The organism is Hydrogenophaga sp. NFH-34 (assembly GCF_021401345.1).
Taxonomy (GTDB): Bacteria; Pseudomonadota; Gammaproteobacteria; order Burkholderiales; family Burkholderiaceae_C; genus Hydrogenophaga; species Hydrogenophaga electricum.
The window spans coordinates 84,588-98,032 of record NZ_JACBGE010000005.1; the positions used below are offsets into that span (position 1 = coordinate 84,588).

General features: G+C 66.5%; 9 protein-coding genes and 1 pseudogene. 5 read left to right on the forward strand and 5 right to left on the reverse strand.

Annotated elements, in window-relative coordinates; all coding sequences use genetic code 11:
* Entirely contained in the window at window positions 1-300 is a 300-nt protein-coding gene (locus L0977_RS06280; protein ID WP_234263998.1) for an antibiotic biosynthesis monooxygenase family protein, read from the forward strand.
* Window positions 301-321: 21 nt separating this feature from the next.
* Here the strand turns inward: L0977_RS06280 and rocF are convergent, their stop codons facing one another.
* The 3 genes from rocF to icmF form a co-directional block, all read right to left on the reverse strand.
* On the reverse strand, window positions 322-1,242 hold the full coding sequence (rocF, locus tag L0977_RS06285; protein ID WP_234263999.1) for an arginase: 921 nt from the start codon (window positions 1,240-1,242) through the stop codon (window positions 322-324).
* Window positions 1,243-1,323: 81 nt separating this feature from the next.
* The gene (locus L0977_RS06290) at window positions 1,324-4,581 is read right to left on the reverse strand and encodes a PAS domain-containing protein (RefSeq protein WP_234264000.1); all 3,258 of its coding nucleotides are present in this window, start codon (window positions 4,579-4,581) and stop codon (window positions 1,324-1,326) included.
* Window positions 4,582-4,787: 206 nt separating this feature from the next.
* On the reverse strand, window positions 4,788-8,081 hold the full coding sequence (gene icmF, locus L0977_RS06295; protein WP_234264001.1) for a fused isobutyryl-CoA mutase/GTPase IcmF: 3,294 nt from the start codon (window positions 8,079-8,081) through the stop codon (window positions 4,788-4,790).
* A gap of 256 nt (window positions 8,082-8,337) precedes the next feature.
* Between icmF and L0977_RS06300 the strand changes: the two genes are divergently transcribed.
* The 4 genes and pseudogenes from L0977_RS06300 to cqsA all read left to right on the forward strand — a co-directional run bounded on the left by L0977_RS06300 (window position 8,338) and on the right by cqsA (window position 11,112).
* Complete coding sequence (locus L0977_RS06300; protein WP_234264002.1) at window positions 8,338-8,583, forward strand: metal-sensing transcriptional repressor; 246 nt, start codon at window positions 8,338-8,340, stop codon at window positions 8,581-8,583.
* Between the two features lie 20 nt (window positions 8,584-8,603).
* Window positions 8,604-9,290 (forward strand): annotated as a pseudogene (locus tag L0977_RS06305) (MBL fold metallo-hydrolase); the annotation flags it as partial.
* Window positions 9,291-9,314: 24 nt separating this feature from the next.
* Window positions 9,315-9,722, forward strand: a complete 408-nt coding sequence (locus L0977_RS06310) for a rhodanese-like domain-containing protein (RefSeq protein ID WP_442786615.1) — start codon at window positions 9,315-9,317, stop codon at window positions 9,720-9,722.
* Between the two features lie 154 nt (window positions 9,723-9,876).
* The gene (gene cqsA, locus L0977_RS06315; RefSeq protein ID WP_234264003.1) at window positions 9,877-11,112 is read left to right on the forward strand and encodes an alpha-hydroxyketone-type quorum-sensing autoinducer synthase; all 1,236 of its coding nucleotides are present in this window, start codon (window positions 9,877-9,879) and stop codon (window positions 11,110-11,112) included.
* A gap of 6 nt (window positions 11,113-11,118) precedes the next feature.
* Here cqsA and L0977_RS06320 read toward each other — a convergent pair whose 3' ends face one another.
* Both L0977_RS06320 and L0977_RS06325 read right to left on the reverse strand, forming a co-directional pair.
* The gene (locus tag L0977_RS06320) at window positions 11,119-12,105 is read right to left on the reverse strand and encodes a response regulator (protein WP_234264004.1); all 987 of its coding nucleotides are present in this window, start codon (window positions 12,103-12,105) and stop codon (window positions 11,119-11,121) included.
* Window positions 12,106-12,131: 26 nt separating this feature from the next.
* Window positions 12,132-13,376: a sensor histidine kinase gene (locus tag L0977_RS06325; RefSeq protein ID WP_234264005.1), complete on the reverse strand. Its 1,245-nt coding sequence runs from the start codon at window positions 13,374-13,376 to the stop codon at window positions 12,132-12,134.
* Between the last annotated feature and the right edge of the window lie 69 nt (window positions 13,377-13,445).

Here is a 13,445-nt window from a genome sequence, read left to right on the forward strand (position 1 = left end):
ATGATTCTTGAACACGCCGACATCCGCATCGACCCGGCCCGCGCCACCGAATTCGAAGCCGCCATCGTGCGCGGCGCCAGCACCGTGATCGCCCAGGCCCGGGGGTTCCAGGGCTATCAGGTCCGCCGCAGCATCGAAAGCCCTGGCCGCTACCTGCTGACCATCCGCTGGGCCACGCTGGAAGACCACACCGTGGGCTTCCGCCAGTCCGAAGCGTTCACCCAGTGGCGGGCCATCGTCGGCCCGTTTTTTGCCCAGCCCCCGGTGGTGGAACACCTGGAGCTCGTCGGCGAAGGCTGAGCCTGCTCGCCAGCGCGAGCCTCACTTCTTGCGCATCAGCGTCGATTTGCCGAACAGGCTTTCGATGAGATCGACCGCCAACATCGCGGTGCGGTTGCGCACGTCAAGCGCCGGGTTGAGCTCCATCACATCGAGCGACGCCAGGCGCCCGGTGTCGGCGATCATTTCCATGCACAGCTGCGCTTCGCGGTAGGTCGGGCCACCCGGTACGGTCGTGCCCACGCCCGGCGCGATCTCGGGGTCGAGGAAATCGACATCAAAGCTCACGTGCAGGTGGGTGTGATCGTCCACCCCCTTGAGCGCCTGCTCCAGGGTGTGGCGCATGCCCATCTCGTCGATGTAACGCATGTCGAACACCTCCAGGCCGGCTTCGTGCACCAGGCGTTTTTCCCCCGGGTCCACGCTGCGGATACCGATCTGCCGCACGGCATCGGGTGTGATGGCGGGGGTGTGCCCGCCCAGCCCCGTCAGCGTCGGCGGGCCGTAGCCACACAGGCAGGCCACGGGCATGCCGTGGATGTTGCCGCTGGGGGTGAGTTCGGCGGTGTTGAAGTCGGCATGCGCATCGAGCCAGAGCACGCGCAGCGTGCGCCCGGTTTCGCGGCAATGGCGCGCCACGGCGCTGATCGACCCCAGCCCCAGGCAGTGGTCGCCCCCCAGCACGATGGGCAGGCGCTCGCGCCGCAGTTCGGCCAGCACCGCGTCGTGCAGCGCGGTGTTCCAGGCCAACACCTCGGGCAGGTGCCGGTAGCCCGCCACAGGTGGCTGCCAGGGGTTGCCCGGCCCCTGCAGGTTGCCCCGGTCCTCGACGGCCAGGCCATGGCTCTCCAGCACCGCCTGCAGGCCCGCCACCCGCAACGCTTCGGGCCCCATGGAGGCACCACGTGCACCGGCGCCGATGTCGGTGGGCACGCCCAGCAGGCTGATGGCGGTGGTGGTCATGGCAAAACCTCCGGGGAACGGTTGAAACGGCGCGCCACCGATGGTAGCGACGAACCATACTGCCTGCCGCTCGCGCGGCGCTCAGGCCGCCGGCAGATCGATCTCGAACCGCGCGCCCTGCCCGGGCGCGCTCTCGGCGCGGATCTGGCCTTCCATGCGCTCCACCGCCTTGTGCACCAGCGCCAGGCCGATGCCGGTGCCGGGGATCTGGTCCTGGCGGTGCAGGCGCTGGAACATGCCGAAGATGCGGTCGTGGTACTTCATGTCGAAGCCCACGCCCTGGTCGGCCACCGTCAGCAACGCCCTCGCTCCCTCGAAGCGGGCCGCGATGCGGATGCGAGGCGCCTCGTCGGCCGGTGTGAACTTCAGGGCGTTGTCGATCAGGTTGCGCAGGGCAATGGCGAGCCCCTGCGGATCGGCCCGCACGGCCAGGTCCTCGGGAACGTCCACGGTGACCTGGCCCTCACGCGCCGCGATTTCGTCCTGGAAGGGCTGCAGCACCGCCTGCACGCTCGCCGCCACGCCAATCGGGCCGACATGTTCGGTCATCTGCTGCAGGCGCGAGTACGCCAGCAGGTCGCTGACCAGTTCGGACATGTGCAGCGTGGCCCGCTGGATGCGGCGCAGGTATTCGCGGCCCTGTTCGTCGAGCTGCGCGGCATGCTCTTCCAGCAGCAGCGAGCTGAACCCCTCGATGCCACGCAACGGGGTGCGCAGATCGTGCGAGGCGGAATAGTTGAAGGACTCCAGCTCGCGATTGACGGCCTGCAGGCGCCGCACGCTGTCGTTGAGCTGCCGCGTCCGCTCCTCGACTTTCTGTTCGAGCTGGTCAGTCATCAGGCGCATCTGCTCGGCCGCCTGCACCCGCAGTTGCATGTTCACGATCATCTGGGCAAACAGCTCCAGCAAGGTGATCTCCTCGCTGCCGTGGTCATGCACCTCGCCCAGTGATTCCAGCCCCACGAAGCCCAGGCACAGCTCGCCCTGCATGAGCGGCAAGGTCACGAGGCTGTGCACCCCCTGCCCGGCCAGCATGTCGCGCAAAGGCCCCGGGGACAGGGCCTGCACATCGGGCACCCGCAGCTTTTCACCATGGCAATGGCCGCAGTATTCCGCGGGAAACTGCTGGATCGGCAGGTGCTGCTGGCGCGCCTTCCGGGACTCGACACCCGGTGCGCACCACTCGTGGGTGTTCGTCACGGTTTCGGTCTGTGCATCAAAAGCGAACAGGTAGGCACGGTCGGCCCGCACGAAGCTCCCCATGTCACCCAGGGCCGCATCGATGGCCTCGTCCATCTGGGACAGCGGCAGGTTGATGAAGCGGCTGGACAGCCGGAACAGCAGGAACACGAAGTCGTTGAGGCGCTCCTTGGCCTGGTGACTGGCCTGCTGCTCGGTGATGTCCCGCACCAGGAACAGGCACTGGCGCGCCCCGGGCAACCAGGCCAGCCGGGCACTGAAGTGCCGCTGCCCGCCCGGCAGATCGAGGCGGTACTGCACCTCCTGGGTACCGTGCTGGCGCGCGCGCTGCATGGCCGTGCGCATCATCTGGACCAGATCGGCCGGCATGACATCGGCCATGTTCCGGCCCAGAAAGGCATCGGGTTGCCGGTGCAGCAGGTGGGTGGCTCCGCCCTGGAAGAAGACAAAGGTCTCCGACTCGTCTACAAGAAAAAGCAGATCCTGCAGCACGCCGAACACCCGTTCCAGAATGTCGCCACGCTCGCGCGCCGTGTCTTCAGCCTGGCGAAGTTCGGTCACGTCGAGGCACGAGCCCACGTACCCGATGAAGCGGTTGTCGGCGTCGCTGCGCGGCTGCCCCTGCTCCAGCACCCAGCGGTACTGGCCATCGTGGCGCAGCAGGCGGTATTCCATGCTGTAGGGCTCACGGGCCGCAAAAGCGGTGTCGAAAATGACGGAACAACGTTCTCGGTCGAGTGGATGCAGGTCGTCCAGCCAGGGCGTGTGGCACTCCACCTCCAACTCGCGCCCGGTGAACGCCAGCCAGGCCCGGTTGACCCACTCGGGCTGCGCGTGCGCATCGGTGGTCCAGAACAGGGCGGGCGACGCATTCGCCACCGTGTCCAGGTGCTTGAGCGTCTGGCGCTGGGCCTCTTCGAGTTCCTTGCGGTCGGTCACCTCAAAGATGGTGCCCGCCATGTAATGGACCCGGCCATCCGCACCGGTCTGCCCGCTGCCCTGGATGTCGAACCAGCGGTAGCGGCCCTGCGCGTCCCGGGCCCGGAATTCGGCACGGTAGTGCCGCTCACCGTTGAAAAACCGCAACAGCACCTCCCGCAGGCGCGGACCATCCTCCGGGTGCAGCAGACCCATGAAGGTCTGTGCCATCTGGCTGACTGGCGGCGCGGGGTACCCCAGGTACTGAAAAAACTCGTGACTGGGCTGGATGTTGCCTTCGCCAAAATCCCATTCCCAGACTTGGCCCTGCGACGCCGCCAACCGAAAGCGCAGTTCGCTGCGACGCAGCGCCTGCAGCGACCGGTCCAGGCGCCAGGCGCCATAAGCCACAGCCGCCGCCACCAGCAGCGTCAGCGCGACGGCCAACGGCAGCACACTGTTCCACGGTGCCAGCACCCCCTGTGTGGGCAGCGCGTACACCACCACCAGCCGCCGGGCACCGCCGTTCAGGCGCTGGTAGCCGACGATGCGGCGCACGCCGTCGATCTGCGCCTGGGCGTCGAACACGCCGGAGTCCTGCTGCCGGACCGCATCGGCCACATGCCCCATCAACCGGCGTCCCTGCTCTGCCGCCACCAGCGGGTGGCGGACCAGTACCGTGGTGGCCCCGTCGTCCTCCAGCCGGAACAGGCTCATGCTGCCCCCGGCAGGCAACCCTTCCGAGGCAAAACGCGCCAGCAACGCTTCGCGCGACAAGGCGACCTCGTACATCGCCGGGTCGTCCTGCTGCGCCGATGCGTCGCGCCAGCGCAGGGGCAGCACCCAATGCCCGGCCTCTTCCCGGGCCAGCCCGGGCTGCCACACGCCTGCGGGCCAACCGATCTCCAGCCCATCTCCCTCTGGCAAACGGCGCCAGGTAAAGGGCAGGCTGAGCGAATCCACCAGAGGACGGTGCAGGCGCTGCAAGGCCTCCGCATCCGACCCCACCTCGCGGCCGGATGCGGCAATGCTGGCCTGCGCCAGCCTCAACGACTGCTCCAGTTCGGCCGCCAGCCGCAGCACCTCGCGATGGGCCTGGGCACGGGCACGGTCCAGCGCTGCTCCGCGCTGCACCCCCAGCAGGCCCGCCGAGAGCGCCACCAGAAGGCCCATGACGCAGCCCGCCAGGGTGAGCAGCCAGCGCCGTCCAAGCGGAGACACCGCATCCCCCCCGGCCGCCGGAAACGCCGATACAGGCGCCCGCCCGCTTTCTTCGCGGTGTTCTGGTTTCGATGGCATCAAGGCTGGGGCGGATGGACCGACGGCTCGCGGAATGGCGTTGCACCAGTCTAGCAGCGGCGAGCCGCCTCGGTGCTCCCCTGAGTACCTCCGCGGCGCACTATCCGGCCCCGGCGGGGCCCTCTGCCTTACATGCTGCGCCGGTATTGGCCGCCCACCTCGAACAAGGCCCCGGTGATCTGCCCCAGGCTGCAGCAGCGCACCGCATCCATCAGCACCTCGAACACGTTGCGGTTCTCGATCACCGCCTGCTTCAAGCGGGCAAGCTGAACCGGCGCCGCCGCCGCGTGGCGGGCATGGAAGTCGGCCAGCCGCGCCAGCTGCGACTGCTTCTCGTCTTCGGTCGAACGCGCCAGCTCGATGGACTCGGGCACCGGGTCGCCCTTGGGGTTGCGGAAGGTGTTGACGCCGATAATGGGGTACTCGCCGGTGTGCTTGAGCATCTCGTAGTGCATGCTCTCTTCCTGGATCTTGCTGCGCTGGTAGCCGGTCTCCATCGCACCCAGCACGCCACCGCGCTCGGCGATCTTCTCGAACTCGGCCAGCACGGCTTCTTCGACCAGCTCGGTCAGCTCGTCGATGATGAAGCTGCCCTGGTTGGGGTTCTCGTTCTTGGCCAGGCCCCACTCGCGGTTGATGATGAGCTGGATCGCCATGGCGCGGCGCACGCTGTCTTCGGTCGGTGTGGTGATGGCCTCGTCGAAGGCGTTGGTGTGCAGTGAGTTGCAGTTGTCGTAGATCGCAATCAGCGCCTGCAGCGTGGTGCGGATGTCGTTGAACTGGATCTCCTGCGCGTGCAGGCTGCGCCCCGATGTCTGGATGTGGTACTTGAGCTTCTGACTGCGTTCGTTCGCGCCGTACTTCTCCTTCATCGCCACCGCCCAGATGCGGCGCGCCACGCGGCCGAGCACCGTGTATTCCGGGTCCATGCCGTTGCTGAAGAAGAAGCTCAGATTGGGTGCGAAATCGTCGATGTGCATGCCGCGTGCCAGATACGCCTCCACGAAGGTGAAGCCGTTCGAGAGCGTGAAGGCGAGCTGGCTGATCGGGTTGGCACCCGCCTCGGCGATGTGATAACCGCTGATCGAGACCGAGTAGAAGTTGCGCACGTCGTGGTGCACGAAGTACTCGGCGATGTCGCCCATCACCTTGAGCGAGAACTCGGTGCTGAAGATGCAGGTGTTCTGGCCCTGGTCTTCCTTGAGGATGTCGGCCTGCACCGTGCCGCGCACATTGGCCAGCACCCATTCCTTGATTTTGGCGGCCTCGGTGTCGGTCGGCTCGCGGCCGTTCTCGGCCTGGAACTTCTCCAGGTTCTGGTCGATGGCGGTGTTCATGAACATCGCCAGGATGGACGGCGCCGGGCCGTTGATGGTCATCGAGACGCTGGTGGTCGGGTTGCACAGGTCGAAGCCCGAATACAGTACCTTCATGTCGTCCAGCGTGGCCACGTTCACGCCGCTGTTGCCGACCTTGCCGTAGATGTCCGGCCGCAGGTCGGGGTCGTTGCCGTAGAGCGTGACCGAGTCGAAGGCGGTGGACAGGCGCTTGGCCGGCATGCCTTCGCTGACCAGCTTGAAGCGGCGGTTGGTGCGGAACGGGTCGCCTTCGCCGGCGAACATGCGCGTCGGGTCCTCGCCCTCGCGTTTGAAGGCGAAGGTGCCCGAGGTGTAGGGGAAGCTGCCCGGCACGTTGTCCAGCATCAGCCACTTCAGGATCTCGCCGTGGTCTTCGTACTTCGGCAGCGCGACCTTGCGGATCACGGTGCCCGAGAGGCTCTTGGTGGTGAGCGCGGTACGGATCTCTTTGTCACGGATCTTCACCACGTACTCGTCGCCCGCGTAGGCCTTCTGCATGTCGGGCCACTGGGTCAGCAGCTTGCGCGCCGCAGGGTCCTGCCGCGCTTCGCGCTCGCTGGCCAGTCCAAGCACGGCGTTGCGCGCGTTCTGCTTGTCGGGGTTGGCCTCGTGCAGCATGCGGGCGCTGGCCTGCAATTGCTGCACTTCGCGCGCCAGGCGGGCCTGCACCAGCGCCTTCTGCTTGTAGCCGCGCACGGTGTCCGAAATCTCGGCCAGGTAGCGGGTTCGGGCGGGCGGCACGATGGGCGTCTGGTTGGTGCTATGGCGCACGCTCACCAGCGGCAGTCGGCCCTCGGCGAGCTTCAGGCCTTTGTCGCTCAGCCGCGCCTTGAGTGCCTGGTAGAGCGCGGTCACGCCGTCGTCGTTGAAGCGCGCCGCCATGGTGCCAAAGACCGGCATCTGGTCGGGCATGACCGTGAAGGCCTCGCGGTTGCGCTGCACCTGCTTGGCCACGTCGCGCAGCGCGTCGGCCGCACCCTTGCGGTCGAACTTGTTGATGGCCACGAACTCGGCAAAGTCCAGCATGTCGATCTTTTCGAGCTGGCTGGCGGCACCGAATTCGGGTGTCATCACGTACATCGGGATGTCCACGTGCGGCACGATGGCCGCATCGCCCTGGCCGATGCCCGAGGTCTCGACGATGATCAGGTCGAAACCCGCCACCTTGCAGGCCGCCACCACTTCGGGCAGGGCGGCGCTGATCTCGCTGCTGGTGTCGCGCGTGGCCAGGCTGCGCATGTAGACGCGCTGCCCCTGCTGCCACGGTCCGATCGCGTTCATGCGGATGCGGTCACCCAGCAGGGCGCCACCGCTCTTGCGCCGCGAAGGGTCGATGCTGATAACCGCCACGCGCAAGGCATCGTCCTGGTCAAGCCGCAGTCGGCGCACCAGTTCGTCGGTCAGGCTGGACTTGCCCGCGCCACCGGTGCCGGTGATGCCCAGCACCGGCGTCGACGTGCCTGCGGCGGCCGTGCGTATGGCCTCGACCAGTGCCCGGTCGGCCTGGCCGTTCTCCAGTGCCGTGATCAGTTGCGCCAGTGCGCGCCACTGCATTTCGCCGTGGCCCTGGATGGCGTCCAGCGTCTTCGGCGCATGGGCGCTGATGTCGCGGTCGCAGCGCATGACCATTTCGCCGATCATGCCCTGCAGGCCCATCTTCTGGCCGTCTTCGGGGCTGTAGATGCGGCCCACGCCGTAGGCGTGCAGTTCGCGAATTTCGGCCGGCACGATCACGCCACCGCCACCGCCGAACACCTGGATGTGCTCGCCGCCGCGCTGGCGCAGCAGGTCCACCATGTACTTGAAGTACTCGACGTGGCCGCCCTGATAGGAACTGATCGCGATGCCCTGCACGTCTTCCTGCAGTGCGGCCGTCACCACGTCGTCCACCGAGCGGTTGTGGCCCAGGTGGATCACCTCCGCGCCCATGCCCTGCAGGATGCGCCGCATGATGTTGATGGCCGCATCGTGGCCGTCGAACAGGCTCGCCGCGGTGACGAAACGCACCTTGTTCGTGGGGCGGTAGCTGGCCAGGGCCTTGAAGTCGGCGGACAGGTCGGTCATGGTGTCTCTCTCGGGTGGATCGTCGACGTCATTCAACGCGATAGGGCTGACGCCTGATTGACGTTTACGTAAACGTCAATTTGAAATATTACCCCATGCCGCCCCGCAGCGCCATGGAGCACAACCCGGTATCCTCCCTGTCACTGCGGCCTTGCCCGGCCCCCTAGAATTTGGCGACACAGGCGCCTACCCGGCGCCGACTCCCTGCTGGCCCCGGCGCATCCACGCCACCCTGCCACCTCTGGCACCCCATCCCATGACCACTGTTCACGACCCCGACCGCAAGAAAGCCCTCATTCTTCGCCTCAAACGTGTGGAGGGTCAGTTGCGCGGCATCCAGAAGCTGATCGAAACCGAAGCCGAGTGCGAAAAGGTGGCCCAGCAGCTCGCAGCGGCCCGCAAGGCCCTGGACAAGACGTTCTTCAGCATGGTCGGATGCGTCATCGCCCAGGGCGACCTGCCGGCCGACGATGTGGCCGAAATGCTCTCGCGCTTCTCCTGATCCGCCTGGCGAAACGCACCATGGCCCATCTGCCCATCCAGCTGTTCGACCCCGCCTCCAGCACCTACACCTATGTGCTGTTCGACCGGGCTTCGCGAGACGCGATCATCATCGACCCGGTGGACGAGCAGATCGAACGCGATCTGGCCACCTTGCGTGAATACGGCCTCAAGCTGCGGTGGACGCTGGAAACCCACGCCCACGCCGACCACATCACCAGCGCCGGCAAACTGGCCGAACTGGCCGGAGCGCGCACCGCAGCACCGGTCGGCTGCGGCATCGGCACCGCCGCCGTGCAACTGCAGGATGGCGACACCCTGCAGTTCGGTGGCGAAACCCTGGTCGCCCTGCACACCCCCGGCCACACCGCCGGCAGCATGAGCTACCGGTGGCGCGACCACGTGTTCACCGGCGACACCCTGCTGATCAACGGTTGCGGCCGCACCGACTTCCAGTCGGGCAACGCCAGCGACCTGTACCGCAGCCTGACCCAGGTGCTGTTTGCCTTGCCCGACGAGACCACGGTGTGGCCCGGCCACGATTACCAGGGACGCACGCACTCGTCGATCGGCCAGGAAAAGACCACCAACGCCCGCATCGCCGGCAAAAGCGAAGCCGCATTCGTGGCACTCATGGAAGCGCTGAACCTGCCCAAACCCCGCCGCATCGACGAAGCGGTGCCTGCCAACCTCGCATCTGGCCTGCGGCACGACGCGGACGGGGCGCTGCTGCTGCAACCCCGCCCCGGGCAGGGTGGGTATGCGGGGGATGTGTCACCCCAGCTTGCCTGGCAATGGGTGCAGGCCGGCGATGCCGTCATGGTCGATGTGCGCACCGATGCCGAGCGCGAATGGGTGGGCTTTGTGCCCGGCGCGCTCCCCGTGGCCTGGAAACAATGGCCCGGCATGGCCCCCAACCCGGATTTCGACCAGGCCGTGCGCGCCGCCGCCGGCGACCGCAAGCTGGTGCTGCTGTGCCGCAGCGGCGTGCGCTCGGTCGCTGCGGCCAAGCGCGCCACCGAACTGGGCCTGGAGGCCTACAACATCCTGGAAGGCTTCGAGGGCGATCCCGACGCCGATGCCCATCGCGGACGCCGGGGAGGCTGGCGGTTTCACGGCCTGCCCTGGCGACAGAACTGACCCGCCCGCCCCGATCAGCGCTCCGCTTATCGGAAAGCCAACAGCAAACTTGAGTAAAAAGCGTGAGCACCCCTGTCAAATCTGACAGGGTGTGTGTGATTTTTCACGCATTTCTTTTTTCAATGGGGTTTTCTTTTCCCTTCAGGAGAACCCCATGGAAATGCTCGAGGTCACGCGCGTCAACACCCCTGCCAATCCCGCGCTCAGCGCCCACCTTTGCAACCGCATCGAACGTGACTTCATCCAGCGCTGGAACGGCACCTGGGGCGGGCGTTCCCTCGTGCACGGCCGCGACCCCGGCCCCGATGCCGTTCGGCTGAACGGCAACGACTACCTGGCGATCACCGGCGATCCCCGCATCATCGAGGCCCAGACCGCAGCCATCCGGCAAGACGCCGAATTCGTCATCCAGTCGGGCTCTTTCCTGCTCGAAACGCACCCGGTACGCGCACTCGAAAAGCGCCTCGCCCAGTGGATCGGCAAGGACGACGGCATCCTTTGCCAGTCCGGCTACGCCGCCAACGTGGGGCTGCTGCAATGCATCACCGACGCCCAGACGCCGGTCTACATCGACATGCTGGCCCACATGTCACTCTGGGAGGGTGCCCGACAGGCCGGGGCGCCGATCCACCCGTTCCGGCACAACGACGCGGACAGCCTGCGCAAGACCATGGAACGCCACGGCCCGGGCCTGGTGGTCGTCGACTCCGTCTACAGCACCACGGGCGCGGTGGCACCGCTGTTGGAAATGGTCGACATCGCCGAAGCCGCGGGCAGCATGATCCTGGTCGACGAATCCCATTCCCTGGGCACCCACGGCCCGCAAGGCGCCGGACTGTGCCAGCAGTTGGGCATCAGCCACCGGGTGCACTTCATCACCGCCAGCCTGGCCAAGGCCTTCGCCGGCCGCGCAGGCTTCTTCAACATGCCCAGCAAGCTGCGCAACTACGTGCTCAGCACCAGCAACAACAACATTTTCAGCTCCTGCCTGCTGCCCCACGAGGTGGCAGCCCTCAACGCCACGCTGGATGTCATCCGCGACGCCGACGAGGCCCGGGCACGCCTGGCCGAGCTGACCCGTCGGGTGCGCACCGAACTGACCGACATGGGTTACCCGATCCAGCAAGGCACCGAGCAGATCATTGCGCTGGAAGCCGGCTCGGAGCCCGACACCATGGTGCTGCGCGACCACCTGGAGTCGCGGGCGGTCTTCGGCGCGGTCTTCTGCGCGCCGGCAACGGCCAAGAACCGCACCATGGTGCGCCTGACGCTGCACGCCGCGCTGACCGAGGCCGAACTGGAGCACTTCTTCGCGGTGGCGCGCGAGATCGCCCCCATCGTCAAACCCTGGGAGTGGCCCATCGCGCGCCGCCTGCGCACCCGCGCCTGAGCGGGTTCAGACGTCCAGGATCTGGCGGTCGCTCTGCGCCTCCAGCACCTGGCGGTAAGCGGGAATGGGCTGGGGCATGTCGGCCGGCGACAGGGGAAAAACCGCCGCGAGCAGCAGACCGTCGTCCCCGACGGCAATCGCCTCGGCCGTGCGGATGGCGCCGCCCAGCTGCAACTGCTGCTGCATCTCCACGGCGGCCAGCAGGCGCGCGTTGCGAATCGCGCGGACCACGTCCAGCCCGGCGCCGGCCGAGCTGGCCAGCTCGGCCAGATCGCCCAGTTGCGAGGCGAGTTCGAGCTGCAGCCATTCGCAGCGCCCCTCGGCATCCACGCCCAACACGCCGAAGGGCTGGCCCAGCACCACGTATTCCACCCAGCGTTTGCGCGCGTGGTCCTGCAACTGGCGGGCCACCGAAGGGATCTGCAACAGCGAATGCTGGAGCGGCTGCAACACGCCCCGCCACAGCGTGTTGAGCCGGGGATGGGGCGCATGGGCCAGTTTTTCGAGCGTCTCCAGCAGACGGCGGGTGATGTCGTCGGACTGCTTGGGGATGAAGCGGTCGATCAGCCCGCTGTTGAAGGCCTGGATCGCCACCTGCTCATCGGCCTGCCCGGTCAGCAGAACCCGGGCGCCCGGCCAGTCCAGCAGGGTGTTGAGCACCGCCAGCCCATTGGTGCCGGGCATGGCGTAGTCCACCACGCAGACCTGGGCCAACTGGTAGCGCCCCGGATTGAGCGCCCAGTAATCCAGCATCTGCGGCAGCAGGGGTCGCCCTTGCCGCCAGCGTTCGATGATCTGGGTCTGCCGGGCAGCGTCCGCCTCCCAGAGCGAGGGCTCGTCGCGCATGCGTTCGCAGAACGCCGTGGGACGTGCGTACAGGCCGATCTGCCACTGGGGAGGCATGACCATGCCCAGCATGTCAAGGTAATCGGGATCATCGTCCAGGAACAGGATGCTGCCCGGTCGCTGGATCAGGGGTATCGTGAGGGCCATGGCTGATAAGGGCTTGCGGTACCCGGTCAACGACTGTCGAGAGGCACGTCGATCATGAACACAGCGCCGAAGCCAGGCTCCGAATGCACGCTGAGTTTGCCGCCCGCCGCCTCCACGACGTTTTTGCAGAAAGTCAGTCCCAGACCACTGCCGACGCCGGACTGGGTGGAGTAAAAGGGTTCGAAGATGCGCTGCTGCTTTTCGTGCGGAATGCCCACCCCTTCGTCGGAGACGGCGATGCGCCCCATGCCTCGGTGAATCCCCACGTCCAGACGCAGATCGCCCGGTTGCGGCGCGCGCCCCGAAGAAGCGAGCGAATGCAGGGCGTTTTTGACGAGATTGCTCAGCACCTGGGACAGCAACGCACGGGACCCCTCGAAAACGAAGTCATTTTGCACCTGCACCTGCACACAGTCGCGTTCCTTGGTTGTGCGGTAGGGATATTGCTGGATCACGTCGTGCACCAGATCGCCCGCGCCGATGGCGGCCTTTTCGCCAGGCAGGCGCTGCAATTGCGCATTGGCGATCTGGGTATCGATCTGCCGGTTCATGCTGCGCACGAGGTTGTGCAGCCGCATGCTGAGTTCTTCCAGCTTCTTGCGTTTTCCCTCCGGCACGTCGTGCTGGGCAAGATTGCGCAACACATCGCCCATCAGGTGCACCGTGGCCAGCGGTGTGCGCAGCTCGTGCGCCATCACACCCATGGTGCTGAGCGTGTTCAACAGCCGCGTGCGCCGCAGATTGGCGCTGGACAGCCCCAACAACAGCGCCGTCCCGAGCGAAAAACCGATGACCCAGACACTCTCGGGCGGGATGCGGGCAAATGTGGTCTCCACCGGGGCCACCAGCCAGGCCAGCCAGGCGCTGACAGCCAGGGCCACCACGATGCCCAGAGAGGCCAGGCGCCAGTCGGTGAGGTGGTAATAGATCAGCACCATCGCACTCACGCTGGCCAGCCAGACCCCGTTGCCCCCGTTCATCCAGTACATCCAGAAGAACATCGCCGGCAGGGTGATCCAGCACACCAGCGAGAACACCCAGGCGCTGGTGCGCGAGCCAATGTCCTTGTAGAGGCCCGGCCAGAAGAACAGCACGCCAAGGCCCGCCCCGACCATGCGCAGCGGCACACTTTCGTAGGGTTGTGGGAAATAAACCGTCCAGACATGGTGAAAAAGCAGATGTCCGAGCAGAATGGAGAGACCCGCCCAGCGCAAACGCGCCGGAGACGGGTGCAAAATCGGCTCCAGCGGTGCGTGGATGACTTCATCCATCAGCCACTGACGAATCCGCGCTTTGGCGCTTTTCAGCCTAAGACGGTCCAACGACACATGTTCTCCTGC